The following is a 24,944-nucleotide window of genomic DNA, read 5'->3' on the forward strand; positions in this document are numbered from 1 at the left end:
CGCCTGGGCGTCAACGCTGGATCTTGATCTCGGTGCGACGGTTCATGGCACGCCCCTCGGCCGTGGCATTGTCCGCCACTGGCTGGGTTTCGCCTGCACCCACCACCGAAACGAAGCTGGCGCGAGGCACACCGTTTTCGATCAGGTAATCGGTTACCGCATGGGCGCGATGCTCGGACAGTTTCTGGTTGTACGTGTCGGAGCCCACGCTGTCGGTATGGCCGGTCACGCTCAGGCGAGCGCTCGGCGCTTCCTGCTTCAGGCGAGTGGCAACTGTGTTCAGACGCTCCTTGTCGGCCGCCGTCAGGCGCGAGGAGTTGAATTCGAAGTGCACGTCACGAATAACGATCACTTCCTCTTTCTGCACCACCACTTCCTCGACGACTGGAGGAGGTGTAGGCGGGCAGCCATTGGCATCGACCTTCACGCCGTGCGGCGTGCCTGGGCACTTGTCACGGCTGTCCGGTACGCCATCACCGTCTTCGTCGCCATCGCCGTGGGCCCAGCAATAGCCCGCCGCGAGACCACCACCGAGCAGCGCGCCCCAGCCAGCCCAGCTGGAACTCTCGATGGCACCCAGGCCGGCACCGGCGACGCCCCCGACGGCAGCACACTTCGGCCAGTCGGTTTTTTGCAAACCTGCACAACCAGTCAGCACACTGGTGAGCAGTACCAGGGGTAACGCTGTGCGTACTATGCTCATTTTCGTAGCTTCTCCTAGGGGAATCGGCATAAGACCGATCTCTGGGAGTAAAGACCGCGCAATCCATCCCTGCCAGCAATAAGCCACGACGCGGCCACTTGCCTCTATGCCGGTGGACAGCAGCCCGCTAGTCTTGGACGACTTGAACGAGGATTGGCAATGACCGAAGGTTTTTCCCAGCGCACCCCGCAACAAGCCCTGGCCGCCCTGCTAGAGCGCTTCACCCCACAACGCCTGCTGCTGGTGGGCACCCGCTTCCCGGCCCTGGATGCCTTTGCCCAGGTTCACCCGCAGGTGACCATCGAAACTTGCGCACCGGGGCCATTGCCGGCAGCCCTGGCGGCCCAGCGCTTCGACCTGGCGGTGCTGGTGGACTGCCTGGAACACTTGCCCAAGCGTACCGGCCTGCAGCTGCTGGGCGGTATCCGCAACCTCAACGCAAGCCGGGTTGCAGTGCTGGCCGACCTGCCCGCCTGTGGCTGGCAAGACACCGATTTCTTCTCCCTGGCGCTATCGGCCAGCGAGAAATTCCGCCGCGATGAGCAGGTGTTGAGCTTGTTCACCTATGATCTACATGACTACAAGCAGGTCCCGGACTGGCTCAACGCCAAGTTCTGGGCCAACCCTGAAAACTTCGGCAAGTACTGGTGGTGATGATGAGTGTTTCGGTTTGCCCATGTGGCAGCGGCAATCTGCTCGACGCCTGCTGCGGGCATTACCATGCCGGCACCCCGGCGCCCGACGCCCAGACGCTGATGCGCTCGCGCTACAGCGCCTACGTCTTGGGGCTGGTCGACTATCTGGTCGCCACGACCCTGCCCGCCCAGCAGGCCGGGCTCGACCGCACCGCCATGGCGGCATGGAGCGCCCAGAGCACCTGGCTGGGCCTGGAGGTGGAAGGCGCCGAAGTGCTCGGCGGCCAGCCCGAACATGCGTTCGTGACATTCACTGCGCGCTGGCATGACCAGGAGGGCGACCATCAGCACCGCGAGCGTTCTGCTTTTGTGCAGCACGAGCGGCGCTGGTACTTCATCGACCCCACCGTCGCGCTCAAGGCCGGCCGCAACGACCCCTGCCCCTGCGCCAGCGGGCAGAAATTCAAGAAATGCTGCGCCAGCTACGTCGGTAACTGAGCATGATCGCCGCCAGCCGCCTGCTCCTGCTCAGCGCCTTGCTGGCGCTGTTGGCAGGCTGCGCGAGCTGGGGCGATGACGACTCGCGCATGCCAGAGCTGCACCTGGACAAGGTTGAAACGGTAAAGGCGCGGTTGCTGCAACAGGAGTTCGTCTTGCATCTGCGCGTCGACAACCCCAACGACAGCCGCCTGTTCATTCGCAACCTGAGCTATTCGGTGTGGCTCGACGACCTGCTGCTGGCGCAGGATGATGTCAGTCTTTGGCGCAGTGTCGGCGGGCATGCGCGGCGCACGTTCAAGATCACGGCGCGGACCAACCTGTGGCAGCACCTGAAGCCGTTGGCCAAGCTGCTCAAGAGCGGCAAGCCGCTGCATTATCGCCTGCAAGGCGAGCTGGAGACGGGGCTGATCATCCATCAGGACCTGCACTTGTCGCGCAGTGGTGAGATAATCCCCGGCGATTTCTTACCGGAGTAACCCTGCAATGACCCAGCAACCCCATGTGCATGGCCCTGACTGCAACCACGGTCCTGATCATCAGCATGATCACGACCACGGCCATGTACACGGCCCACACTGCAACCACGGCCATCAGGAGCCGGTGCGCAACGCCCTGAAGGACGTTGGCCGCAACGACCCGTGCCCATGCGGCAGCCAGAAAAAGTTCAAGAAGTGCCACGGCGCTTGATGGGCCTGGCTCAGGCCTAGTAGCGCCTTTGAGATCGAGCGCCGCCCGCGCGGCGCATCGCGGATAAATCCGCTCCTACATTTGTTGCAACGTGCCGAACCTGTTACGCCATGGTTGCCAGCCTTGGCGCATGACTTGAGCCCTACGAACAGGCTGACAACCATGGCCTGACAGGCATGGCCACGTTGCAACAAATGTAGGAGCGGATTCATCCGCGATGCGCCGCGCGGGCGGCGCTCGATCTCACAGGCGCCGAAACCCTGTCGGCATGCTACCTTAGCGCCTCCCAACACCCGCCACGCCTTGCAGGAGCCCTTGTCATGGCCGCCCCCGTCCTTCCTCCCTTCCGCCCGCGACTCAGCGCCGTCGCCACGTTGCTCGGCATGCTCGGGCTCGCCGGCTGCCAGATGGGTGGCTACCAGGACAGCGTGCCACCGAGCACCGGCGTGCAACCGCTCAAGGGCCTGGCACAGAACGTCTCGGTCCGGCGCAACACCATGGGCGCGCCGCTGATCGAAAGCAGCAGTTTCCATGACGCCCTGTTTACCCTCGGCTATGTGCATGCAGGTGATCGCATCGAGCAGATGCTCACCATGCGCCTGCTCGCCCAGGGCCGCCTGGCGGAGCTTGCCGGCAGCGAAGCGCTGGATATCGACCGGCTGATGCGCGCCGCCAACCTCAAGCAAAGTGCCGCCCAGCAGTACGCCGACGCATCACCACGCCTGAAGCGCTTCTTCGAAGTGTATGCCCGCGGGGTCAACGCCTACCTGTTCCGTTACCGCGACAAGCTGCCCGCCAACCTGGCCAGCAGTGGTTATCGCCCGGAATACTGGAAGCCTGAAGATTCGGCGCTGATCTTCAGCCTGTACGCCTTCAGCCAGTCGGTGAACCTGCAGGAAGAGCTAAGTGCCCTGACCCTGGCGCAGAAAGTCGGCAACGACAAACTGCCCTGGCTGCTGCCCGGCGCGCCAGACGAGCCCTTGGCTCACGCCGAAGTGGAAAAACTCAAGGGCCTGAACCTGGGCAGCCAGCTGCCAGGCTTGCCTGCGTTGGCGGCGGCCAGCCAGAAACTCGCCGACCTCGACCTGCTGGGCAGCCCCGGTTCGGCCAACCTGGCGCTGGGCCCGCAACGCAGCCGCAGCGGCAAGAGCCTGCTGGCCAGCGACAGCCGCGCGGCCTGGGCCTTGAGCCCGGTGCAGATCCACACGGGCAAGTACCAGGTTGCCGGCCTGTCCCTGCCGGGCCTGCCCATCGTGCTGGCCGGCTACAACGGCAAGTTGGCCTGGAGCAGCAGCGCGGTGATGGCCGACAACCAGGACCTGTACCTGGAGCAACTGCGCCATGCGGGCAGCCAGGTGACCTACCTGGCCGACGGCAAGTGGCTGCCAGCCCGAGCCCGCAGCGAAACCTTCTTTGTTCGCGGCCAACGCCCACAGCGCGAGGTGATGTACGACACCCGCCACGGCACCCTGCTCCCCCAGGCAGGGAACGCCAGCCTGGGCCTGGCGCTGAGCCTGCCTCAGCTCAAGGGCGACCGTAGCCTCGATGCACTGTTCGACCTGACCCGCGCCCAAAACATAGAGCGCGCCTTCGACAGCACCCGTGAAGTCGCCACGGCCGCGCTCAACTTCGTTTTCGCCGAGCCTGAGCATATCGGCTGGCAAGTCAGCGGCCGTTACCCGAACCGCCGCGAAGGCCAAGGGCTGTTGCCATCGCCTGGCTGGGACGGTCGCTATGACTGGGACGGCTACGCCGACCCGATGCTGCACCCCTATGACCAGGACCCACCGGCCGGCTGGATCGCCCACGCCAACCAGCGCAGCCTGCCGCGGGGCTATGGCATGCAGCTGTCCAGCACCTGGTATTACCCTGAACGCGCCGAGCGCCTGGCGCAGCTGGCCGGCAACGGCCGCCACGACAGCCGCAGCGTGATGGCCTTGCAGAACGACCAGGTGACGCTGCTGGCTGACAAGCTGAAGCAGATGTTCGACGCCCCTGGCATGGCCCAGCCGCTCAAGCAGGCGATCGATGCGCTGCCCGCGGCCCAGCGCGACAAGGCGCGCGATGCCCTTGCCCGATTGAAGGCCTTTGATGGCCGCCTGAGCCCGGTTTCGGCGGATGCCGCGCTTTACGAACTGTTCCTACAGGAAGTGGCCCGGCAGACCTTCCTCGACGACCTCGGCCCGGAATCGAACCCAGCCTGGCAGGCGTTCGTCAGCGGCGCCCGCCTGTCGTACTCGGCACAGGCCGACCACTTGCTGGGCCGCGACGACAGCCCGTTCTGGGACGATCGTAATACCCCGCAAAAAGAAGACAAACCCGCCATCCTCGCCCGCAGCCTGGCCGCCGCCGTGGATGCTGGCACCGCGCAACTGGGCAGCGACCGCCGCGCCTGGCAGTGGGGCAAGCTGCACCAGTACCGCTGGCCAGCCCCTGCCTACCACGGGCTGGGCGATGCGCTGAGCCGTTCGCCGCTGGCCGCCGGTGGCGACTTCACCACACTGGCCCTGACCCCTTATGCCTGGGGTAGCGACTTCGACACTCGCCTGCCCGCCTCGGCGCGGATGATCGTCGACTTCGGCCAGGCCGAACCGCTGCAGGTGCTGACCAGCAACGGCCAGTCAGGCAACCCGGTCAGTTCGCATTACAACGACGGGCTGGATGCCTGGTTCAAGGGGCGGTTCATGAGCCTGCCGTTGCAGCCGCAGAACTTCGGGCGGGCCTATGGCAGCCAGCGTTTGACGCTGGTTCCGGGCAAGTGAGGGCGTGTGGAAAGATCGGCCGGGGGGCCGCCAGGGTGACCGCCAGAAAGCTCTCAGCGCCTGTGAGATCGAGCGCCGCCCGCGCGGCGCATCGCGGATAAATCCGCTCCTACATTTGTTTTGGGCCAGTCACTCCTGTGAAGCCAACAGGGACCGCCTTGTTGGTATGGCGATACATCTCTGTGGGCATTGACGCAGCCCCATCTGTCTCCCGTCATGCACCAAGGCGGACAGCGATAACCTCACAGGAATAATTGGCCCGAAAAAAATGTAGGAGCGGATTTATCCGCGATGCGCCGCGCGGGCGGCGCTCGATCTCAAAGACGCCATAAATCTTCCGCCAGGCACCTATCAGCCCCAACTCCATCCGAACTTCCACCTTCAGCCACGGCTCCTAACTGGTAACCCCAAACCAGCACACAGAAGCCATGGACCTCGTCATCGCCCGACCCGAAGGCCTTTACTGCCCACCCGGCGACTTCTACATAGACCCCTGGCGGCCGGTCGATCGGGCCGTGATCACCCACGGCCATGGCGACCATGCCCGCAGCGGCAACCGCCACTACCTGACCGCAGCCCCTGGCGCAGGCATCCTGCGCAGCCGCCTGGGCCAGGACATCGACCTGCAGACCCTGCCTTACGGCGAGCATATCCAGCATCACGGCGTCTCACTCAGCCTGCACCCGGCCGGCCATGTCCTGGGTTCGGCACAGGTGCGTCTCGAGTATCAAGGTGAAGTGTGGGTGGCTTCAGGTGACTACAAAGTCGAGCCGGATGGCACCTGCGCCGCCTTCGAACCGGTGCGCTGCCATACCTTCATCACCGAGTCCACGTTCGGCCTGCCCATCTACCGCTGGCCCAGCCAGGCGAACATCTTTGCCGGGATCAATGCCTGGTGGCGTAGCAACTGCGAGCAAGGCAAGGCCAGCGTGCTGTTCTGCTATGCCTTCGGCAAGGCTCAGCGAATTCTTCATGGGCTGGACCCGGACATCGGACCGATCCTCGTGCATGGCGCTGTCGAGCCGCTGAACAGGGTGTACCGCGACGCCGGCGTGCAGCTGCCGGCCACCCGCTATGCCGGTGATGTCCCGCGCAACGACCCGCTGATGCGTCAGGCGCTGATTCTGGCGCCGCCGTCTGCCGCAGGTAGCAGCTGGATGCGCCGTTTCGGCGAGTACAGCGACGCCTTTGCCAGCGGCTGGATGCTGTTGCGCGGTACCCGCCGACGGCGCGGTGTGGATCGGGGCTTCGTGTTGTCTGACCACGCCGACTGGCCGGGGCTGCTGTGGGCCATCGAACAGACAGGAGCGGAACGGGTCATGGTTACCCACGGTTCGGTAAATGTGCTGGTGCGCTACCTCAACGAGCAAGGCCTGGATGCCCGCGCCTTCGTCACCGAATACGGCGAAGAGGATGACACCACGGTCACGGAGCCTGAGGCATGAAAGCCTTCGCCGATCTGTACCTGCGCCTGGATGCCACCACGTCCAGCAATGCCAAGCTCGAGGCCCTGCGCGACTACTTTGCTGCAGCGCCCGCCGAGGATGCAGCCTGGGCCGTGTATTTCCTCGCTGGCGGGCGCCCGCGCCAGCTGGTACCAACCCGCATGCTGCGCGAACTGGCCACGGCGATGGCGGGGTTACCCGAATGGTTGTTCGAAGAGAGCTACCAGGCCGTGGGCGACCTGGCCGAGACCATCTCGCTACTGCTACCAGAAGACAGCCAGGCCAGCGACGATGGCCTGGCATACTGGGTCGAAACCCGGTTGCTGCCCTTGCGTGGCCTGCCAGCTGACGAAGCCCGGCAACGCCTGCCCCCCTTGTGGGCACAATTGGACCGCCCCAGCCTGATGGTTTGCCTGAAACTGATCACCGGCAGTTTTCGCGTCGGCGTGTCCAAGCTACTGGTCACACGGGCCCTGGCACAACTGGCCGGGCTGGATGCCAAACGCGTGGCCCAGCGATTGGTCGGCTATACCGATATCGGCCATCGCCCAACGGCCGCCAGTTACCACACGTTGATCGCCGAAGAATCCGCTGATGAACATAGCCAGCGCGGTGGCCTGCCTTACCCATTCTTCCTGGCTCACGCCCTCCAGGCCCCACCAGAGCAATTCGAAGCCTTGCTCGGCCTGCCCGCTGCCTGGCAGATCGAATGGAAGTGGGATGGCATCCGCGCCCAAGTCGTCAAGCGCGATGGCCAGCTGTGGATTTGGTCGCGCGGCGAGGAACTGGTCACCGAGCGCTTTCCCGAATTGCACGGTTTGGCCGAGAGCCTGCCGGATGGCACCGTGCTCGACGGCGAAATCCTGGTCTGGAAGCCAGGCATGGATGCCAGCGCACCGGCAGTGCAGCCGTTCGCCGTACTGCAGCAACGCATCGGCCGAAAGACCCTGGGCAAGAAGCTCCTGGCTGACGCTCCGGTGGTGCTGCAAGCCTATGACTTGCTGGAATGGCAAGGCGAGGATTGGCGCAACCGCCCGCAACATGAACGGCGTAAGCAGCTGGAGTGTGTAGTGGCCGAGCACCCCTTGGCCCCGCTACTCCTTTCACCGCTGCTCGGTGGCCAGAACTGGAGCGACCTCGCCCGGCAACGCGAACAGTCGCGCATCCTGGGCGTGGAGGGGCTGATGCTCAAGCAGCGCGATGCCCTGTACGGCGTAGGCCGGACCAAGGACATGGGCCTGTGGTGGAAGTGGAAGATCGACCCGTTCAGCGTCGATGCGGTACTGATTTATGCCCAACGCGGCCACGGCCGCCGTGCCAGCCTCTACAGCGACTACACCTTTGCCGTGTGGAACGCGCCACCCGGCACACCCGAGCGCGTGCTGGTCCCCTTCGCCAAGGCCTATTCGGGGCTAAGCGACGAAGAGATGCGCAAGGTGGATGCAATCATCCGCAAGACCACCGTGGAAACCTTCGGGCCAGTGCGTAGCGTCACCCCCACCCTGGTGTTCGAGCTGGGCTTCGAGGGCATTGCGCTGTCCAAACGCCACAAGAGCGGCATCGCCGTCAGATTTCCGCGGATGTTGCGCTGGCGCCTGGACAAACCGGTCGATGAGGCCGATGACCTGGCAAGCCTGCAGGCATTGCTGGTCTGAAAGAAGGCAATGCGGTGAGGCGCGACAACGGAAATTATGCTTCTATCTTTCTGCCGACCCGTCGCAGACCGTTTTCGCCACGCAGCCAGGACCACCATGCACCATTCGACTCACGACCTGCTCTCGCCCGTACCGGGCATTACCCGCCAATTGCACAGCTTCCACTACGGCCCACGTGGTGGCGCCAAGGTGTATATCCAGGCCTCGCTGCATGCCGATGAACTGCCTGGCATGCTGGTGGCCTGGCACCTCAAGCGCCGCCTGGCAGAGCTGGAACAGCAGGGTCGCCTGCTGCGCGAGATCATTCTGGTACCGGTGGCCAACCCGGTCGGCCTGGAGCAGGTGATGCTGGACGCCCCCCTGGGCCGTTTCGAACTGCAGAGCGGCGAGAATTTCAACCGTAACTTCGTCGACCTCTCCGACAGCATCGGCGATCAGATCGAAGGCCACCTGACCCAGGACCCAGCCCACAACGTGGCATTGATCCGCGAATACCTGCGTCGCGGCCTGGATGCTCACCCGGCGCACACGCCGTTGCAGTCCCAGCGCCTGACCTTGCAACGGCTGGCCTGCGATGCCGACCTGGTGCTGGACCTGCACTGTGACTTCGAGGCTGTCGAACATCTTTACACCACCCCGGAAGCCTGGCCACAGGTCGAGCCACTGGCCCGCTACCTGGGGGCCCAGGCCAGCCTCCTGGCCACCGACTCCGGCGGGCAATCGTTCGACGAATGTTTCAGCCTGGTCTGGTGGCAACTGCAGCAGCGCTTCGGCAAGCGCTACCCGATCCCGCTGGGCAGCATCGCGGTGACCGTCGAACTGCGTGGCCAGGCCGATGTGAACCATGACCTGGCTAGCCAGGACTGCCAGGCGATTCTCGATTACCTGACCCACGCAAGTGTCATCGAAGGCACTGTGCCCCCCCTGCCGGCGCTACCACGCCTGGCCACACCACTGGCTGCCGTTGAACCCGTGGCCGCGCCCCTTGGCGGGCTGCTGGTGTATCACGCCCGGCCTGGTCAGCAGCTGGAAGCCGGGCAACTGATCGCCGAAGTCATCGACCCGCTGAGTGACCGGGTGACCGCCATACGCAACAGCCAACCCGGCCTGCTGTATGCACGCAGCGTACGGCGCATGGCCACGGCGGGCATGGTCATTGCCCATGTCGCGGGTGAACAGGTGTGCCGCAGCGGATACCTGCTGGCCAACTGATCGGTTAAAACCAATGCATGGGGCAAGTGGTCTGTAGAAGCACAACCTGCTCAGGACCTCTCGCCGCCATGCCCGCCCCTGCCGACCTCGCCAATGCCTGGTTCACCGCCCGTGGCTGGAAGCCCTTCGCTTTCCAGCGCCAGATATGGGCGGCAGTCGGCCGTGGCGAATCAGGGCTGCTGCATGCCAGCACAGGCGCGGGCAAGACTTATGCGCTCTGGCTGGGAGCGCTGCGTGCCTTCGCCAAGCCAGCCACCGGGCGCCAGCCCGCAGGGCTGCAGGTGCTCTGGATCACCCCCATGCGCGCACTGGCGGCCGATACGGCGCGTGCCCTGCAAATGCCACTGGATGAGCTCGGCCTGAACTGGACGGTCGGCGTGCGCAGTGGCGACACCGGCAGCGCCGAGCGCGCTCGCCAGGCCCGGCGCCTGCCAAGCGCCCTGATCACCACGCCGGAAAGCCTGACCCTGCTGTTGACCCGGGCGCAGGCCGCCGATGACTTTGCCAGCCTGCGCCTGGTGGTGGTGGATGAATGGCACGAACTGCTTGGCAACAAGCGCGGGGTGCAGCTGCAACTGGCCCTGGCCCGCTTGCGCCGCTGGCATCCCGGCCTGATGACCTGGGGTTTGTCGGCCACGCTCGGCAATCTGCCGCACGCCCTTGAGGTGCTGCTTCCAGAGGGTGGTGAGCTGGTAAAAGGCCGGCAGGACAAGCAGCTGCTTGTCGACACCTTGCTGCCCGATGCCATCGAACGGTTCCCCTGGGCTGGGCACATGGGCTTGAAGATGCTCGGCCAGGTTGCCGATGAGCTCGACGCCAGCACCAGCAGCCTAGTGTTTACCAACACCCGTGCCCAGGCCGAACTCTGGTACCAGGCCTTGCTGGACGCCCGCCCCGACTGGGCCGGGCAAATTGCCTTGCATCATGCGTCACTGGCCCGGGCGACCCGCGACTGGGTCGAGCAGAGCCTCAAGCAGGGCACACTCAAGGCAGTCGTCTGCACGTCCAGCCTGGACCTGGGCGTGGATTTCCTGCCGGTCGAACGGGTGCTGCAGGTCGGCTCGGCCAAAGGCATTGCTCGCCTCATGCAGCGTGCCGGCCGCTCTGGCCATGCACCGGGGCGCCGCTCGCGCATAACCCTGGTACCGACCCATAGCCTGGAACTGGTGGAAGCCGCCGCTGCCCGGGCGGCACTGGCTGCCGGCCATATCGAGGCGCGTCGCTCGCCGCGCCTATGCATGGATGTCCTGGTCCAGCACGTGGTCAGCATGGCGCTGGGCAGTGGCTTTCGCCCTGGTCAATTGCTTGAGGAAGTTCGCAGCACTTGGGCATTCCGCGACCTGCGCGACGACCAGTGGCAGTGGGCCCTGGACTTCGTCAATCACGGTGGCCACGCCTTGACAGCCTACCCCGATTATCAGCGGGTAGAGGCGCACCCAGACGGGGTCTGGCGGGTGACCAGCGAGCGCCTGGCACGGCGCCAGCGCATGGGCATCGGCACTATCGTCAGCGACGCCAGCCTGCAGCTCAAGTACTGGAGCAAGGGTGGCGGCGGCAAGCACCTGGGCAGTGTCGAGGAAGCCTTCATTGCCCGCCTGCGACCTGGCGATACCCTGGTGTTTGCCGGACGGGTCCTGGAGTTGGTGCGGGTCGAAGGCATGACCGCCTACGTACGCCGCAGTACCGCACGCAAGGCCGCCGTGGCGCGCTGGAATGGCGGGCGCATGCCGCTGTCCAGTGAACTGGCCGACGCGCTGGTCAAGCAACTCGATGCAGCCGCGCATGGGCACTTTACCGGCCCGGAGATGCAGGCCGTACGGCCACTTTTGGCCGTGCAGTCGCAGTGGTCGGCCTTACCCACCTGCGGCACGCTGCTGGCCGAAACGCTGGGATCGCGCCAGGGCTCGCATCTGTTCCTTTACCCTTTCGCAGGGCGCATGGCCAACCTGGGCCTGGCCAATCTGATCGCCTGGCGGGTGAGCCGGGTGCAGCCGCTATCGGTGTCCATCGCAGTGAATGACTATGGTTTCGAGCTGCTCAGCCCCAGCAGTGTGGATTGGGCGAGTTGCCTGCCAGAGGCGCTGTCGGGCGACAAGCTGCTGGAGGACGTGCTGGCGAGCCTGAACGCTGGCGAAATGGCGCTGCGGCGTTTTCGCGAAATCGCCCAGATCGCCGGCCTGGTGTTCGGGGGCTACCCGGCCGCGCAAAAAAGCACACGGCAGATTCAAGCCTCCAGCGGGTTGTTCTATGAGGTGTTCCGCAAACATGATGCCGGCAACCTGCTGCTCGGCCAGGCCCGCGATGAAGTACTGAGCGAAGAACTGGAGATCGAGCGGCTGCATCGCCAGTTGCTCAAGATGCAGGGCCTGCAATTGGACCTGCGCGCACTGCAGCGGCCTGGCCCGCTGGCGTTCGCCCTGTTGGTGGAAGGCATGCGCGAGACCTTGAGCACAGAAAAACTGGCCGACCGCATTGCGCGAATGGTGGCCGACCTGGAGAAGGCGGCAAACAGGCCATGAATACTTATCTGCCCATCGAGCACTGTGGCGAAACGCTCTGGCTGTTACCGGACAAGGCAATCTACTGGCCAGCCCGCCGCGCCCTGCTGGTGGCCGACGTCCATATCGGCAAGGCGGCCAGTTACCGAGCATTGCATCAACCTGTTCCACGAGGCACCACGGCCGCCACCCTGGCACGCCTGGATGCATTGCTGAACAGCCATGATTGCGAGCAGTTGATCATCCTCGGCGACTTTCTTCACGCACGTGCTGCGCATTCCCCTGCCACGCTGGCCAGTCTGCACACATGGAGAAGCCGCCATGCCAGGCTCAAGGTAGTGCTGGTGCGTGGCAACCATGATCGCCACGCCGGTGACCCGCCTCTGGCACTGGGGATCGAGGTGCGGGACGAACCGTTGCTGCTGGAACCCTTTGCCCTGCAGCACGAACCGCTGCCTCACCCCAGCCACCCAGTGCTGGCCGGGCACGTGCATCCGGTGTTCGTGCTGCGCGGGCGGGCACGACAAAAGCTCAGGCTACCTTGCTTCTTGATCGATGCTCAGGTCAGCCTGCTGCCGGCATTTGGTGAATTCACCGGGGGATGGTTGGTCCAGCCGGGCCTGAGCGGCCGCGTTTTTCTCGCTGGCGACGATCAGGTCTGGGCACTTGCCCTCTGATCAGGCAACCGGAGAAGGTGGCGGCTCGTCGGGAAGGGTAGGTTCACCCGGCTCCATCGGCGGATGTTCACCGGGCTCTGCCGGCTGCGGCGTATCGGGATCTGGCTGGTGCGGCACGCCGCCGGCCTGCATGGGCAGCGGGTGCGCCAGCAGTGACCAGGCCAGCAACCCGATCTGGTTGGGCTGCAGTACAGCCAGCTTCGCAGTGATTACGGGGTCGAGTTTCATTGGCAGCTCCTGACGAGGGCCGACACGCTGCATGCGTATTCGGCACTGTTCAAATTCTTGGAGTGCCAGCAGGGAAAGTAATTCCCCTCGCTCGTCGGATCAGGTGCGCGGCAGGGTGACGCCGCGCTGGCCCTGGTACTTGCCGCCACGGTCCTTGTAAGACACTTCGCACTCTTCATCGGATTCGAGGAACAGCATCTGCGCCACGCCTTCGTTGGCGTAGATCTTCGCCGGCAAGGTGGTGGTGTTGGAGAATTCCAGGGTCACGTGGCCTTCCCACTCCGGCTCGAGCGGGGTGACGTTGACGATGATCCCGCAACGGGCGTAGGTGCTCTTGCCCAGGCAGATAGTCAACACGTTGCGCGGGATGCGGAAGTACTCGACAGTACGGGCCAGCGCGAAGGAGTTTGGCGGAATGATGCAGACATCGCTCTTGACGTCGACGAAGCTGCCGGCGTCGAAGTTTTTCGGGTCGACGGTGGCCGAGTTGATGTTGGTGAACACTTTGAATTCGTCGGCGCAACGCACGTCGTAGCCGTAGCTGGAGACGCCGAAGGAGATGACCCGGCTGTCGTGTTCGCCGCGCACCTGGCGCTCGACGAACGGTTCGATCATGCCGTGTTCCTGCGCCATGCGGCGAATCCACTTGTCCGATTTGATGCTCATGGCGGGGGTGTCCTGAAGAGTTGCGAGGGGAAAATCCAGACGCGCATATTACCGGTCCCGGCGCCTGGGTTAAAGTTCCATGCCACATCCCGCGCCGGACGGGGGCTGTAGCCGCCGCCGATCTGAATTTGCGTAAAGCGTTCACAGACCATTGGCAGCTCGCGGAAAGTGGGGTAAGGTGACGCCACTGTGCTGCACGTGACACCGAGAATCTCTAGTTTGATGCACGATCCTGATCGGCCCATCGCTGAATTTTCTGCTCTCTTTGCGCTCAGTCCCGGCCAGGGTTTTTCCTGACCGTTATCAAATTGTCCAAGGAGACAGAAAAATGTCCAACCGTCAATCCGGTGTTGTTAAGTGGTTCAACGATGAGAAAGGCTACGGCTTCATCACCCCTCAGTCGGGCGACGACCTGTTCGTGCACTTCAAAGCCATCCAAGCTGACGGCTTCAAAACCCTGAAAGAAGGCCAGGCTGTTACTTTCGTCGCTACCCGCGGCCAGAAAGGCATGCAGGCTGAAGAAGTTCAGATCGCCTAAGTCGATCTCAGCTTCCTAGCTTTCAAAAAAACCCGCCTTCTGGCGGGTTTTTTTATGCCTCACTGAAATGCTGAGCCTGCTTCGCGGGCAAGCCCGCGAAGCAGCTCGTGCGGTTTTCAGTCCTCGCTGATGGTGATGCTCGGCATTGCCGGCGCCGCCGCTTCCTGCAGCACGATCCGTGCGCCCACCTGGCGCGCCAGTTCCTGGTAGACCATGGCAATCTGGCTTTCCGGCTCGGCAATCGCCGTCGGCTTGCCGCTGTCGGCCTGCTCGCGGATCAGCATCGAGAGCGGCAGCGAGGCCAGCAGGTCGACGCCATACTGCGCCGCCAGCTTCTCACCACCGCCTTCGCCAAACAGGTGCTCGGCATGGCCGCAGTTCGAGCAGATGTGCACGGCCATGTTCTCCACCACACCCAGCACCGGGATGTTGACCTTGCGGAACATCTCCACGCCTTTCTTGGCGTCCAGCAGGGCCAGGTCCTGCGGCGTGGTGACGATCACCGAGCCGGCCACCGGCACCTTCTGCGCCAGGGTCAGCTGGATATCGCCGGTACCCGGCGGCATGTCGATGACCAGATAATCCAGGTCGTCCCAGGCAGTCTGGGTCACCAGTTGCAGCAATGCACCCGAGACCATCGGCCCACGCCAGACCATCGGCGTGTTGTCATCGGTGAGGAATGCCATGGACATGACTTCGACGCCGTGGGCCTTGATCGGCACAAACCACTTCTGCTCGCGAATCTGCGGGCGGGTACCCTCGGGGATACCGAACATCACGCCCTGGCTGGGGCCATAGATGTCGGCATCGAGAATGCCCACGCGGGCACCTTCACGGGCCAGGGCCAAGGCCAGGTTGGCGGCCGTGGTCGACTTGCCGACCCCGCCCTTGCCCGAGGCCACGGCGATGATGTTCTTGACGTTGGCCATGGCCGGCACTTGGGCCTGGGCCTTGTGCGCGGCGACCTGGCAGTCGATCGATACCTGAGCCGAGCTGACACCGTCGAGGTTTTCGATCGCGGTCTGCAGCACCTGGGCCCAGCCGTTCTTGAACAAGCCGGCGGCATAGCCCAGCTGCAACTGCACAGCGACCTGCCCAGCCTGGATGTCGATAGCGCGCACGCAGCCGGCGCTGACCGGGTCCTGGTTCAGGTAAGGGTCGGTGTACTGGCGAAGCACGCCTTCGACGGCGGCACGGGTGACGACACTCATGGACACTCCCATTGGCAAACAGAGTACGAAACAGACGCCTATCGTAACCCGTCAATCGTCAGCAGATGCGTGCTTGGGGTGAAATATCTTCGCCGGCCCTTTATAGTGGCCGATCACCCTCATTTTTACCCGAGCCAGATAAGTAGCCGAGCCACCATGTCCGAGCCACGTCAGATTCTCGTCACCAGCGCCCTGCCCTATGCCAATGGATCCATCCACCTTGGCCATATGCTGGAGTACATCCAGACGGACATGTGGGTGCGCTTCCAGAAGCTGCGCGGCAACCAGTGCATCTATGTCTGCGCCGACGATGCCCACGGTTCGGCCATCATGCTGCGCGCCGAAAAGGAAGGCATCACCCCCGAGCAGTTGATCGCCAATGTCCAGGCCGAGCACAGCGGCGACTTCGCAGACTTCCTGGTGGACTTCGACAACTTCCACTCCACCCACAGTGACGAAAACCGCGAGCTGTCGAGCCTTATCTACTCACGCCTGCGTGACGCCGGGCACATCGCCACCCGTTCGGTGACCCAGTATTTCGACCCTGAAAAGGGCATGTTCCTCGCCGACCGTTTCATCAAGGGCACCTGCCCGAAATGTGCGGCTGAAGACCAGTACGGCGACAACTGCGAGAAGTGCGGCGCCACCTACGCCCCAACCGAACTGAAAAACCCCAAGTCGGCAATCTCCGGTGCCACGCCGGTACTGCGCGATTCCCAGCACTTCTTCTTCAAGCTGCCAGACTTCCAGGCCATGCTGCAGCAGTGGACCCGCAGCGGCACCCTGCAGGATGCCGTGGCCAACAAGCTCGCCGAATGGCTGGATTCCGGCCTGCAGGAGTGGGACATCTCGCGTGATGCGCCCTACTTCGGCTTCGAGATCCCAGGCGAGCCAGGCAAGTACTTCTACGTCTGGCTGGACGCGCCGATCGGCTACATGGCCAGCTTCAAGAACCTCTGTGCCCGCCGCCCTGAGCTGGACTTCGATGCCTTCTGGAACGAAGGCTCCAAGGCCGAGCTGTACCACTTCATCGGCAAGGACATCGTCAACTTCCACGCCCTGTTCTGGCCAGCCATGCTCGAAGGCGCCGGCTTCCGCAAACCGACCGCGGTCAACGTGCACGGCTACCTGACCGTCAACGGCGCGAAGATGTCCAAATCGCGTGGCACCTTCATCAAGGCTCGCACCTACCTGGACCACCTGCAGCCGGAATACCTGCGCTACTACTACGCCGCCAAGCTTGGCCGTGGCGTCGATGACCTCGACCTGAACCTCGAGGACTTCGTGCAGAAGGTCAACTCCGACCTGGTCGGCAAGGTCGTCAACATTGCCAGCCGTTGCGCAGGCTTCATCCACAAGGGCAATGCTGGCGTGATGGTCGCGGGCGACGCAGCGCCGGAGCTGACCGAGGCCTTCCTCGCCGCAGCCCCGTCGATCGCCGAGGCCTATGAAGGCCGCGACTTCGGCCGTGCAATGCGCGAAATCATGGCCCTGGCCGACCGTGCCAACGCCTGGATCGCCGACAAGGCGCCCTGGTCGCTGGCCAAGCAGGAAGGCAAGCAGGACGAAGTCCAGGCCATCTGCGCCCAGGGCATCAACCTGTTCCGCCAGCTGGTGATCTTCCTCAAGCCAGTGTTGCCGCTGCTGGCCGCCGACGCCGAAGCGTTCCTCAACGTCGCCCCGCTGACCTGGAACGACCATCAATCGCGCCTGGAAAACCACCCGTTGAACCCCTTCAAGGCGCTGATGAGCCGCATCGAGCCGGCCAAGGTCGAAGCCATGGTCGCAGCCAGCAAGGAAGACCTGCTGGCCGCCGAAGCACAGGCACCAGCTGGTAATGGCGAGCTGAGCAAAGACCCGCTGTCGACCGAAATCGAGTTCGACACCTTTGCCGCCGTCGACCTGCGCGTCGCGCTGATCGTCAAGGCCGAAGCCGTGCCTGGGGCCGACAAGTTGCTGCAACTGACCCTGGACATCGGTGACGAGCGCCGCAATGTGTTCTCCGGAATCAAGTCGGCCTATCCGGACCCGTCCAAGCTGGAAGGCCGCCTGACCATGATGGTGGCGAACCTCAAGCCGCGGAAAATGCGCTTTGGCGTGTCCGAGGGCATGGTCATGGCGGCCGGCCCTGGCGGCGAAGAGATCTACCTGCTCAGCCCTGACAGCGGCGCCAAGCCAGGTCAGCGCATCAAGTAACCCCACTGCCCCGGCCTCACCGCCGGGGCAGCTCCATCTGCTGCGCCAATGCCGGACGTGCAAGGCGTTTCCCGGCTATCGTCATTCACATGAACGACTACATGCTGATCCTGGCAAGCGCTGCGCTGGTCAGCCATCTGCTCTTGCAAAAACAGCCGCCAAGCCGGCTGCGGCTGCACGTGTGCGGCCTGGCAGGTGCCATGTCGACAGCGCTCGGGGTAATCGGCGGGCAAGTGCTCGAGCGCGTGATCGTAGTGCCCTTGCATGCGCAGGACCTGCGCCTGTTCCTGCTCCTGCCCTGGCTGGGACTGCTCGCATGGGGACTGCCGCAGATGCTGGCAACGCTTCGTCCGCAGTGGCCCACCCGGCACCTTGCGCGACCGATGCTGGGCAATGCATTGCTGCTGGGCTTGGCACTGCAAGTGACGGGAACCCGCACTGGCGCGCTTGCAACGTTGAGCGTGGGGATACTGGCCGGCCTCGGCTTCTGGCTTGCGCTGACGCTGTTTGACGACCTGCACCAGCGCAGTCAGCACGCTGAAATACCGGCCGCGCTGCGCGGCCTGCCTATTACATTGATCGGTACGGGTGTCATGGCCCTGGCGTTCTCGGGTTTCAACGGACTTTTCACGCAATGAACTTGATTCAACGTATCGACGCCCTGTTGCCGCAGACCCAATGCGGAAAATGCGGCCACAATGGCTGCCGGCCCTACGCCGAAGGCCTGGCTGCAGGCGAGGCAATCAACAAGTGCCCGCCGGGCGGCAGCGAAACCATCGCCGCGCTGGCCGCGCTGCTCGAGGTACCGCTGCTGGCGCCGGACCCGCAACGGGGCAGCGCACCGCCCCAGGTTGCCTATATTCGCGAAGCCGAATGCATCGGCTGCACCAAGTGCATCCAGGCTTGCCCGGTCGATGCCATCATCGGTGCCGCAAAACTGATGCACACGGTCATCGCCAACGAATGCACCGGCTGTGACCTTTGCCTGTCGCCCTGCCCGGTCGACTGCATCGACATGCGCCCACTGCCGGCGGCGGTGGTGCCGATTGTCAGCGGCCTGGCCCATACCCCCGAGCAACTGCAGGCCCGCCGCCAGCGCCGCGATAAAGCCCGCCAGCGCCATGAACAGCGAAGCGCCCGCCTGCAACGCGATGTGGCGCGCCGGGAAGCGCAGCGCCTGGCACGTGCGGCCGAAGCCGCCAAAGGCGCGGCAGACCCGATCAAGGCCGCCCTCGAACGCATCAAGGCGCAACAAACCGCCGCCGCCAATGCCGCGCACACAGCGGCCGGGCCTGAACATGACAAGCCCTGACCCACGATTACGCAGGGCCATGGGCCTGGTGCTGCTGGCCTGTATACCCGGCTTGCTCGCCTCGTTCTGGACGCAGGGTTGGGGGGTACTGTTCAGCCTGTTGCTGTGCGCCAGTGGCGCTCTGGGTTGCGAAGCGGCACTGCTGGCAGTACGCCGCCTGCCTGTTCTGCCGGCATTGAACGATGGCAGCGCCCTGGTGACGGCCGTGCTGCTGGCCCTCGCCCTGCCAGCAGCGGCGCCTTGGTGGTTGCCCGTGACAGCGGCATGCATTGCCATCGGCGTCGGCAAGCAGGCCTTCGGCGGAGTGGGCCGCAACCTGTTCAACCCGGCGATGGTCGGTTACGCATGTGTGCTACTGAACGTTCCACTGCAAATGACTCACTGGCCCAGCCAGGCCCTTGGCTTTATCGACAGCCTTCAGCTAGTGTCTGGCAGCGCTACCCAGATCGATGCTTGGGCGGGACCGACCATTCTCGACGGCCTGCGCCACAATCGCAGCCTGACCATCGACGAGCTGTTCGCCAGCCACCCCGGTTTTGGCAATGTCGGCGGCAGCAGCAGCGAATGGATCAACCTGGCCCTGCTGCTCGGCGGGTTGTTTCTGTGGCTGCGCAAGGTCATCAGTTGGCATGCCCCGGCAGGCCTGCTGAGCGGGCTGTTTCTGTTCAGCCTGTTGGCCTGGAATGGCTCAGGCTCGGATTCGAACGGCTCGCCACTGCTGCACCTGTTCAGCGGCTCAACCATGCTGGCAGCGTTTTTCATCGCCACTGAGCCTGTGTCCGGCCCCAAGTCCAATCTGGCCAGGCTGCTGTTCGGCTTTGGCGCAGGCGCGCTGATCTACCTGATTCGCACTTGGGGCAGTTACCCGGATGGCACGGCATTCGCCATCCTGCTGATGAACCTGACCGCGCCCGCCCTGGATCGGTTCGCCTCGCGGCGCCAGCAGGCGTTGCCATGATCGCGCCCATTCGCAGCACCTTGCTGCTACTTGCCCTCGGTGGCTCGGCGATGGCGGTGACGTTGGCCTGGCAATACTGGACCCGCCCCGCCATCGTCGATGCCGAGCGCCAGTTGCGGGCTAGCCAGTTCCTCGCAGCCCTGCCGACGCAAAACTACGACAACCACCCGCTGGACAGCGCGTTGGCATTGCCGGCCGACCAGCCGCTGCATAGCAAGATACTCGCCGCCTATCGCGCAACACGCGGCACTTCGCCAACCGCCATCGTGCTGGTAAGCCAGGTACAGGGCTACGCCGGCCCTATCAGGCTGACCATTGCCATCGACACCGCTGGCCGCCTGATCGGCACTCGGGTGGTCGAACAGCAGGAAAGCCCTGGGTTGGGCGCCCAGATTGCCGATCCGCAGTCTGGCTGGCTGGAGCAGTTTGCCAAGCATGGCCTTGGCGACCACTGGGCGATCCGGCGCGACCAGGGCGACTTCGACCAGTTGGCCGGTGCAACCGTTACTTCTCGGGCAGTCATCGACGCCCAACAAGAGGCATTGCGCTATTTTGACCAGCATCGCAGCGAACTGCTCGGAGCACCCGACCATGAATAGATTCTGCTTGCTGGCAACCGGCCTGGCTCCACTGCTTGGCGCAACGCGAACGCTGCCTCAGGCTCTTGCCATCGGCATGTGCATGCTCGTGCTGCCGCTCCTCCACCAATGCTTGCTAAGCCCATTGCGGGCAACACTTCGCGGCGCGAAATACTGGCTGGCAAGCCTGCTGTTGCTTGCTGCGCTTGTCAGTTGCCTGCAACTGGCGCTGCGCGCCTGGGCATTGCCATTGGCGCTGGCGCTTGGCTATTTCCCAGCCCTTATCTGCCTGCAATGCCTTGCTCTCGACATACTGCTGCCAAGCGCAGGCCGCTGGCGGCAACTGTTGCTCCTTTTGCCTGGCGTGCTGCTCGCCTGCCTGCTGCTAGGTGCTGGTCGCCAATGGCTGGACCAGGTTGCGGGCATGCATCTGGCCAACCTGCCGGCAGGTGCACTGCTACTGCTCGGCACCCTGCTGGCCTTGTACAATTGGCTAGGCCCCACCCTCACACGTCGTCAAGGAAAGCGTTGACCCCATGAATGCCGCCAAACGCCTGGAGATCTTTCGCAGGCTGCACGAAGATAATCCCGACCCGAAAACGGAACTGGCTTACACCACCCCTTTCGAGCTGCTGGTTGCGGTGACGCTTTCTGCTCAGTCCACCGATGTCGGCGTCAACAAAGCCACCGCGCGCCTGTTCCCGGTCGCCAATACACCGCAGGCTATTCATGCTTTGGGGGTCGAGGGGTTAAGCGACTACATCAAGACCATCGGCCTCTACAACAGCAAGGCCAAGAATGTCATCGAGGCGTGCCGATTGTTGATCGAACGCCATGACGGCGAAGTCCCGCAGACGCGGGAAGCATTGGAAGCGTTGCCAGGCGTTGGCCGCAAGACCGCCAACGTGGTGCTCAACACCGCCTTCCGCCAACCGGCCATGGCCGTTGACACGCACATCTTCCGCGTCAGCAACCGCACGGGCATCGCACCCGGCAAGACTGTGCTCGAAGTCGAGAAGAAACTGCTCAAGTTCGTCCCCAAAGATTACCTGCTCGATGCCCACCACTGGCTCATCCTGCATGGCCGCTACGTTTGCCAGGCTCGCAAGCCACGTTGCGGCAGCTGCCGCATCGAAGACCTTTGCGAATACAAGCACAAGACCGCCGATGATTGAGCCAATAGCAAAAACTGTTGCCGTGCGATTGAAAAAATCTTTTTTACCGAACTCCGCTTTCTCGCTATAAGGACGGCCAATGGCCCATTGGCTTGGAGCGACTCATGAGTACCGATAAAGACGACCTGTCGATCGAAGATGACTTTGCCACCGCTGACGACGAAGCCGAGCCTCAGGTGGAAACCGCGAAGACCAACCTGAGCAAGCGTCGCACCATAGACAACCTCCTCGAAGAACGGCGCCTGCAACGGCAACTCGCCGATTTCGACTACGACCTGTAATCCCATGCAAAGCCTCCTTCGCGGAGGCTTTGTGCATGCGCGGTTCAGCTGAGATCATGACGCCGGGCCAGCTCGATCAAGTCCACCAGCGAGTGGGCATTGAGCTTCAGCAACAAACGGGTCTTGTAGGTGCTGACCGTCTTGTTGCTGAGGAACATGCTGTCGGCGATCTCTTTGTTGGACCTCCCCCGAGCAAGCTGCTGCAGTACCATCATCTCCCTTGCCGACAGGCGATCGACCATCTCAGACTCGCTTGCGCCCCCTACCCGGCCACGCGACTTGTGCAAGGCCTGATTGGGGAAGTAGCTGTAACCGGAGAGCACGGCTTTGATAGCACTGAGCAGCTCGGTGAGCTCTTGCTGCTTGCACACATAGCCAGCGGCCCCCGCCTGCATGCAGCGCATGGAAAAATGCCCGGGGGCCTGTGAGGTCAATACCAGCACACGGCTGCCAGGGCTGGCAGCTGCCATGCGGGCGATGACCTCCAGCCCATCGAGTTTTGGAATACCAATATCCAGTACGACAATATCGGGAAGGTGTTTACGCGTGAGCTGCAAGGCCTCTATGCCGTTGTCGGTTTCCGCGACTACGTCGTACCCATGCCGCTCCATCAGCATGCGCACTGCCAAGCGTATGACCGGATGATCATCCACGATAAGGACTTTATTCATGCGATATCCATCATTCGTTATTTTGCTTTGACGACTGCCTCACCATAACCGAGCACAACGCTCAATGGCGCGTCCATTTCTCGATCAAATAGCCGAATAGATGAACCCTACATCGGTTTGGGAATTTTCCTACAAGAAAAAATTTATAAAATTTCCTCGAAAAAACTTGCGAATACGCGAAGGAGTAATGATCCAACCGCGCGCATCACTGACCTTGTGGACAAATTACCTCCCCCGGAAAAAGTCCACAATTTAGTTGAGGCGTTCAGTCGGTTATTGATAAGCCGAACATGCAGGAGGCCATTACATGATCGATAACCAACCTGTTGCTCCGTTGACGATAATCGCCATCTTCGCTGGCATCATTGAAGCTTCTGCCTTGGCAACATTGCCTTTTCTCAGCGAAAAAAGTCAGACGTACTACACATGGTTCCTAGTAGGGTTTCCATTCTTTCTCACTGCGCTGTTCTTCCTCACCTTGAATTTCAACTACAAGTCCTTTTACAAGCCCGACCCAGCCGAGCAGAAGAGCACGCCCGAACTGACGGGGCGTACCGATACTCAAGAATCTGTAACCATGATGTTTTCTGGCCCTGACGCGCAGAAGATGATTCAACAACAAGTGATGCAAGCCATTGCCCAGCAGCCTACCGAGAATAGAGAGTTGCGCTTGTGCAACATGGAACTACACCAATGTATCGTTCTTTCGATCACCCGCTTGCCTGAGGGTTTATCCCATGGGCATTGATCAGAGCAGTGACCAGAAGGCAAAAAAAACCCCGACCAAGGCCGGGGTTCAGTTGCCAGTTCAGCCAGATGCTCAGAGCATCCCGCGGCCTTTGTTGGCTGCGATGCGCATGCGCAGCGCATTGAGCTTGATGAAGCCAGCAGCATCGGCCTGGTTGTAGGCGCCGCCGTCTTCTTCGAAGGTGGCGATGTTGGCATCGAACAGCGAATCGTCTGACTTGCGACCCACCACGGTGACGTTGCCCTTGTACAGTTTCAGGCGCACAACACCGTTTACGTTGACCTGCGAAGCATCGATCATCTTCTGCAGCATCAGACGCTCCGGGCTCCACCAGTAGCCGGTGTAGATCAGGCTGGCGTACTTCGGCATCAGCTCGTCTTTCAAGTGAGCGACTTCGCGGTCCAGTGTGATCGACTCGATGGCGCGATGGGCCTTGAGCATGATGGTGCCGCCAGGGGTTTCGTAGCAGCCGCGGGACTTCATGCCCACATAGCGGTTTTCCACGATGTCCAGACGGCCGATACCGTTGGCGCCGCCGATGCGGTTCAGTTCGGCAAGCACGGTGGCCGGGCTCATGTCGACGCCGTCGATGGCGACGATGTCACCATTGCGATAGGTCAGTTCGATATAGGTAGCCTGGTCTGGGGCGTTCTCTGGCGAGACGCTCCAGCGCCACATGTCTTCTTCGTGCTCGGTCCAGGTATCTTCCAGGACACCGCCTTCGTAGGAGATGTGCAGCAGGTTGGCGTCCATCGAGTACGGCGACTTCTTCTTGCCGTGGCGCTCGATCGGGATACCGTGCTTCTCGGCGTAGTCCATCAGCTTCTCGCGGGACAGCAGGTCCCACTCGCGCCATGGGGCAATGACCTTGACACCTGGCTTGAGCGCGTAGGCACCCAGCTCGAAGCGGACTTGGTCGTTACCCTTGCCGGTAGCGCCATGGGAAATGGCGTCGGCGCCGGTTTCGTTGGCGATTTCGATCAGACGCTTGGCGATCAGCGGGCGAGCGATGGAAGTACCCAGCAGGTACTCGCCTTCGTAGACGGTGTTGGCGCGGAACATCGGGAAGACGAAGTCACGCACGAACTCTTCGCGCAGGTCGTCGATGTAGATCTCTTTTACGCCCATCGCCTGAGCTTTGGCGCGAGCCGGCTCGACTTCTTCGCCCTGACCCAGGTCAGCGGTGAAGGTCACCACCTCGCAGTTGTAGGTGTCCTGCAGCCACTTGAGAATCACCGAAGTATCAAGGCCGCCGGAATACGCCAGTACGACCTTTTTTACGTCCGCCATGCCATCACTCCACGGGGTTGTACGGAAAAGGACCGATTCTACCGGCCTTGCGGATAAATTTACAGTGGGGCGACAGCTTCTGACGACAAAGCGACAGGAACTGTCAGTGGCGCGACGTCTGGTTGTTCATGCCCAACGTTTTCAGCGCCAGTGACACCGAGCGCCGCCCGCGCGGCGCATCGCGGATGAGTCCGCTCCTCTAATGCAACGTGCCACGCCTGTAAGGCCATGGTTGTCAGCCGGTTTACACGGCTCAAGTCATGCGCCAAGGCTGGCAACCATGGCATAACAGGTTCGGCACGTTGCAACAAATGTAG

Annotated in this window: 25 protein-coding genes and 1 pseudogene; 20 read left to right on the forward strand and 6 right to left on the reverse strand. The window is 62.9% G+C overall.

All coding sequences use genetic code 11. From position 1 onward, the window contains the following. Positions 1-10 precede the first annotated feature (10 nt). A complete protein-coding gene (locus H040_RS23990) occupies positions 11-703 on the reverse strand; it encodes an OmpA family protein (protein WP_027918945.1) in 693 nt (230 codons plus the stop codon). A 159-nt stretch (positions 704-862) separates the two neighbouring features. Between H040_RS23990 and H040_RS23995 the strand changes: the two genes are divergently transcribed. From H040_RS23995 to pdeM, 10 genes are all read left to right on the forward strand, one after another. Next, a complete protein-coding gene (locus H040_RS23995) occupies positions 863-1,357 on the forward strand; it encodes a DUF6231 family protein (protein ID WP_027918946.1) in 495 nt (164 codons plus the stop codon). 2 nt (positions 1,358-1,359) lie between these two features. Further along, on the forward strand, positions 1,360-1,836 hold the full coding sequence (locus H040_RS24000; protein WP_027918947.1) for a YchJ family protein: 477 nt from the start codon (positions 1,360-1,362) through the stop codon (positions 1,834-1,836). A 2-nt stretch (positions 1,837-1,838) separates the two neighbouring features. Then, positions 1,839-2,315 carry an LEA type 2 family protein gene (locus tag H040_RS24005; RefSeq protein ID WP_027918948.1) on the forward strand — a complete coding sequence of 159 codons (477 nt, stop codon included), beginning with the start codon at positions 1,839-1,841 and terminating at the stop codon, positions 2,313-2,315. A 7-nt stretch (positions 2,316-2,322) separates the two neighbouring features. Beyond that, positions 2,323-2,526, forward strand: coding sequence for an SEC-C metal-binding domain-containing protein (locus tag H040_RS24010; RefSeq protein ID WP_027918949.1), 204 nt, complete (start codon positions 2,323-2,325; stop codon positions 2,524-2,526). 320 nt (positions 2,527-2,846) lie between these two features. Further along, positions 2,847-5,288 (forward strand): penicillin acylase family protein, encoded by a 2,442-nt coding sequence (locus H040_RS24015; RefSeq protein WP_027918950.1) that lies wholly within the window; start codon positions 2,847-2,849, stop codon positions 5,286-5,288. Between the two features lie 428 nt (positions 5,289-5,716). Beyond that, positions 5,717-6,733 carry a ligase-associated DNA damage response exonuclease gene (locus H040_RS24030; protein WP_027918951.1) on the forward strand — a complete coding sequence of 339 codons (1,017 nt, stop codon included), beginning with the start codon at positions 5,717-5,719 and terminating at the stop codon, positions 6,731-6,733. Then, positions 6,730-8,388: an ATP-dependent DNA ligase gene (locus H040_RS24035; RefSeq protein WP_027918952.1), complete on the forward strand. Its 1,659-nt coding sequence runs from the start codon at positions 6,730-6,732 to the stop codon at positions 8,386-8,388. The genes H040_RS24030 and H040_RS24035 overlap by 4 nt, the downstream gene beginning before the upstream one ends. A 96-nt stretch (positions 8,389-8,484) precedes the next feature. Continuing rightward, on the forward strand, positions 8,485-9,600 hold the full coding sequence (locus H040_RS24040; RefSeq protein WP_027918953.1) for a succinylglutamate desuccinylase/aspartoacylase family protein: 1,116 nt from the start codon (positions 8,485-8,487) through the stop codon (positions 9,598-9,600). Between the two features lie 68 nt (positions 9,601-9,668). Next, on the forward strand, positions 9,669-12,119 hold the full coding sequence (locus tag H040_RS24045) for a ligase-associated DNA damage response DEXH box helicase (RefSeq protein ID WP_027918954.1): 2,451 nt from the start codon (positions 9,669-9,671) through the stop codon (positions 12,117-12,119). Further along, a complete protein-coding gene (gene pdeM, locus H040_RS24050; protein ID WP_027918955.1) occupies positions 12,116-12,775 on the forward strand; it encodes a ligase-associated DNA damage response endonuclease PdeM in 660 nt (219 codons plus the stop codon). Before H040_RS24045 ends, pdeM begins: the two co-directional genes overlap by 4 nt. Here pdeM and H040_RS24055 read toward each other — a convergent pair whose 3' ends face one another. Then, positions 12,776-13,003, reverse strand: a complete 228-nt coding sequence (locus H040_RS24055; RefSeq protein WP_027918956.1) for a hypothetical protein — start codon at positions 13,001-13,003, stop codon at positions 12,776-12,778. Positions 13,004-13,102: 99 nt separating this feature from the next. After that, positions 13,103-13,669 carry a dCTP deaminase gene (dcd, locus tag H040_RS24060; RefSeq protein ID WP_012313046.1) on the reverse strand — a complete coding sequence of 189 codons (567 nt, stop codon included), beginning with the start codon at positions 13,667-13,669 and terminating at the stop codon, positions 13,103-13,105. Positions 13,670-13,997: 328 nt separating this feature from the next. On the opposite strand from dcd, the gene H040_RS24065 reads away from it, so the two are divergent. Beyond that, positions 13,998-14,207, forward strand: a complete 210-nt coding sequence (locus tag H040_RS24065; protein ID WP_003254922.1) for a cold-shock protein — start codon at positions 13,998-14,000, stop codon at positions 14,205-14,207. A gap of 116 nt (positions 14,208-14,323) precedes the next feature. Here H040_RS24065 and apbC read toward each other — a convergent pair whose 3' ends face one another. After that, complete coding sequence (apbC, locus tag H040_RS24070; RefSeq protein ID WP_027918957.1) at positions 14,324-15,418, reverse strand: iron-sulfur cluster carrier protein ApbC; 1,095 nt, start codon at positions 15,416-15,418, stop codon at positions 14,324-14,326. A 156-nt stretch (positions 15,419-15,574) separates the two neighbouring features. Between apbC and metG the strand changes: the two genes are divergently transcribed. The 8 genes and pseudogenes from metG to H040_RS27550 all read left to right on the forward strand — a co-directional run bounded on the left by metG (position 15,575) and on the right by H040_RS27550 (position 21,918). Next, entirely contained in the window at positions 15,575-17,614 is a 2,040-nt protein-coding gene (gene metG / locus H040_RS24075; protein WP_027918958.1) for a methionine--tRNA ligase, read from the forward strand. 89 nt (positions 17,615-17,703) lie between these two features. Then, positions 17,704-18,252 (forward strand): Rnf-Nqr domain containing protein, encoded by a 549-nt coding sequence (locus tag H040_RS24080; RefSeq protein ID WP_027918959.1) that lies wholly within the window; start codon positions 17,704-17,706, stop codon positions 18,250-18,252. Beyond that, positions 18,249-18,890 (forward strand): annotated as a pseudogene (locus tag H040_RS24085) (RnfABCDGE type electron transport complex subunit B); the annotation flags it as partial. The gene H040_RS24080 and the pseudogene H040_RS24085, both read left to right, overlap by 4 nt. Before the next feature lie 22 nt (positions 18,891-18,912). Beyond that, positions 18,913-19,884: an RnfABCDGE type electron transport complex subunit D gene (locus tag H040_RS24090; RefSeq protein WP_027918960.1), complete on the forward strand. Its 972-nt coding sequence runs from the start codon at positions 18,913-18,915 to the stop codon at positions 19,882-19,884. Then, the gene (locus H040_RS24095) at positions 19,881-20,483 is read left to right on the forward strand and encodes an RnfABCDGE type electron transport complex subunit G (RefSeq protein ID WP_027918961.1); all 603 of its coding nucleotides are present in this window, start codon (positions 19,881-19,883) and stop codon (positions 20,481-20,483) included. The genes H040_RS24090 and H040_RS24095 overlap by 4 nt, the downstream gene beginning before the upstream one ends. Further along, complete coding sequence (locus tag H040_RS24100) at positions 20,476-20,994, forward strand: Rnf-Nqr domain containing protein (protein WP_027918962.1); 519 nt, start codon at positions 20,476-20,478, stop codon at positions 20,992-20,994. The genes H040_RS24095 and H040_RS24100 overlap by 8 nt, the downstream gene beginning before the upstream one ends. Before the next feature lie 4 nt (positions 20,995-20,998). Continuing rightward, a complete protein-coding gene (gene nth / locus H040_RS24105; protein WP_027918963.1) occupies positions 20,999-21,637 on the forward strand; it encodes an endonuclease III in 639 nt (212 codons plus the stop codon). 104 nt (positions 21,638-21,741) lie between these two features. After that, positions 21,742-21,918 carry a PA3496 family putative envelope integrity protein gene (locus H040_RS27550; protein WP_027918964.1) on the forward strand — a complete coding sequence of 59 codons (177 nt, stop codon included), beginning with the start codon at positions 21,742-21,744 and terminating at the stop codon, positions 21,916-21,918. Between the two features lie 44 nt (positions 21,919-21,962). On the opposite strand, the gene H040_RS24110 is transcribed toward H040_RS27550, so the two are convergent. Further along, positions 21,963-22,589, reverse strand: a complete 627-nt coding sequence (locus H040_RS24110; RefSeq protein WP_027918965.1) for a response regulator transcription factor — start codon at positions 22,587-22,589, stop codon at positions 21,963-21,965. Positions 22,590-22,896: 307 nt separating this feature from the next. Between H040_RS24110 and H040_RS24115 the strand changes: the two genes are divergently transcribed. After that, a complete protein-coding gene (locus tag H040_RS24115) occupies positions 22,897-23,337 on the forward strand; it encodes a hypothetical protein (protein ID WP_027918966.1) in 441 nt (146 codons plus the stop codon). Between the two features lie 72 nt (positions 23,338-23,409). On the opposite strand, the gene H040_RS24120 is transcribed toward H040_RS24115, so the two are convergent. Next, positions 23,410-24,627 (reverse strand): argininosuccinate synthase, encoded by a 1,218-nt coding sequence (locus tag H040_RS24120; protein WP_027918967.1) that lies wholly within the window; start codon positions 24,625-24,627, stop codon positions 23,410-23,412. Positions 24,628-24,944 lie beyond the last annotated feature (317 nt).

Origin of the sequence: Pseudomonas sp. URMO17WK12:I7 (assembly GCF_003269045.1) — a bacterium.
GTDB lineage: Bacteria > Pseudomonadota > Gammaproteobacteria > Pseudomonadales > Pseudomonadaceae > Aquipseudomonas > Aquipseudomonas putida_J.

What these genes read in the sequence shown, in the direction of transcription:
- H040_RS23990 (WP_027918945.1), bottom strand. Translation starts at nt 703, where the DNA reads ATGAGCATAGTACGCACAGCGTTACCCCTGGTACTGCTCACCAGTGTG.
- H040_RS23995 (WP_027918946.1), top strand. Translation starts at nt 863, where the DNA reads ATGACCGAAGGTTTTTCCCAGCGCACCCCGCAACAAGCCCTGGCCGCC.
- H040_RS24000 (WP_027918947.1), top strand. Translation starts at nt 1,360, where the DNA reads ATGAGTGTTTCGGTTTGCCCATGTGGCAGCGGCAATCTGCTCGACGCC.
- H040_RS24005 (WP_027918948.1), top strand. Translation starts at nt 1,839, where the DNA reads ATGATCGCCGCCAGCCGCCTGCTCCTGCTCAGCGCCTTGCTGGCGCTG.
- H040_RS24010 (WP_027918949.1), top strand. Translation starts at nt 2,323, where the DNA reads ATGACCCAGCAACCCCATGTGCATGGCCCTGACTGCAACCACGGTCCT.
- H040_RS24015 (WP_027918950.1), top strand. Translation starts at nt 2,847, where the DNA reads ATGGCCGCCCCCGTCCTTCCTCCCTTCCGCCCGCGACTCAGCGCCGTC.
- H040_RS24030 (WP_027918951.1), top strand. Translation starts at nt 5,717, where the DNA reads ATGGACCTCGTCATCGCCCGACCCGAAGGCCTTTACTGCCCACCCGGC.
- H040_RS24035 (WP_027918952.1), top strand. Translation starts at nt 6,730, where the DNA reads ATGAAAGCCTTCGCCGATCTGTACCTGCGCCTGGATGCCACCACGTCC.
- H040_RS24040 (WP_027918953.1), top strand. Translation starts at nt 8,485, where the DNA reads ATGCACCATTCGACTCACGACCTGCTCTCGCCCGTACCGGGCATTACC.
- H040_RS24045 (WP_027918954.1), top strand. Translation starts at nt 9,669, where the DNA reads ATGCCCGCCCCTGCCGACCTCGCCAATGCCTGGTTCACCGCCCGTGGC.
- pdeM (WP_027918955.1), top strand. Translation starts at nt 12,116, where the DNA reads ATGAATACTTATCTGCCCATCGAGCACTGTGGCGAAACGCTCTGGCTG.
- H040_RS24055 (WP_027918956.1), bottom strand. Translation starts at nt 13,003, where the DNA reads ATGAAACTCGACCCCGTAATCACTGCGAAGCTGGCTGTACTGCAGCCC.
- dcd (WP_012313046.1), bottom strand. Translation starts at nt 13,669, where the DNA reads ATGAGCATCAAATCGGACAAGTGGATTCGCCGCATGGCGCAGGAACAC.
- H040_RS24065 (WP_003254922.1), top strand. Translation starts at nt 13,998, where the DNA reads ATGTCCAACCGTCAATCCGGTGTTGTTAAGTGGTTCAACGATGAGAAA.
- apbC (WP_027918957.1), bottom strand. Translation starts at nt 15,418, where the DNA reads ATGAGTGTCGTCACCCGTGCCGCCGTCGAAGGCGTGCTTCGCCAGTAC.
- metG (WP_027918958.1), top strand. Translation starts at nt 15,575, where the DNA reads ATGTCCGAGCCACGTCAGATTCTCGTCACCAGCGCCCTGCCCTATGCC.
- H040_RS24080 (WP_027918959.1), top strand. Translation starts at nt 17,704, where the DNA reads ATGAACGACTACATGCTGATCCTGGCAAGCGCTGCGCTGGTCAGCCAT.
- H040_RS24090 (WP_027918960.1), top strand. Translation starts at nt 18,913, where the DNA reads ATGACAAGCCCTGACCCACGATTACGCAGGGCCATGGGCCTGGTGCTG.
- H040_RS24095 (WP_027918961.1), top strand. Translation starts at nt 19,881, where the DNA reads ATGATCGCGCCCATTCGCAGCACCTTGCTGCTACTTGCCCTCGGTGGC.
- H040_RS24100 (WP_027918962.1), top strand. Translation starts at nt 20,476, where the DNA reads ATGAATAGATTCTGCTTGCTGGCAACCGGCCTGGCTCCACTGCTTGGC.
- nth (WP_027918963.1), top strand. Translation starts at nt 20,999, where the DNA reads ATGAATGCCGCCAAACGCCTGGAGATCTTTCGCAGGCTGCACGAAGAT.
- H040_RS27550 (WP_027918964.1), top strand. Translation starts at nt 21,742, where the DNA reads ATGAGTACCGATAAAGACGACCTGTCGATCGAAGATGACTTTGCCACC.
- H040_RS24110 (WP_027918965.1), bottom strand. Translation starts at nt 22,589, where the DNA reads ATGAATAAAGTCCTTATCGTGGATGATCATCCGGTCATACGCTTGGCA.
- H040_RS24115 (WP_027918966.1), top strand. Translation starts at nt 22,897, where the DNA reads ATGATCGATAACCAACCTGTTGCTCCGTTGACGATAATCGCCATCTTC.
- H040_RS24120 (WP_027918967.1), bottom strand. Translation starts at nt 24,627, where the DNA reads ATGGCGGACGTAAAAAAGGTCGTACTGGCGTATTCCGGCGGCCTTGAT.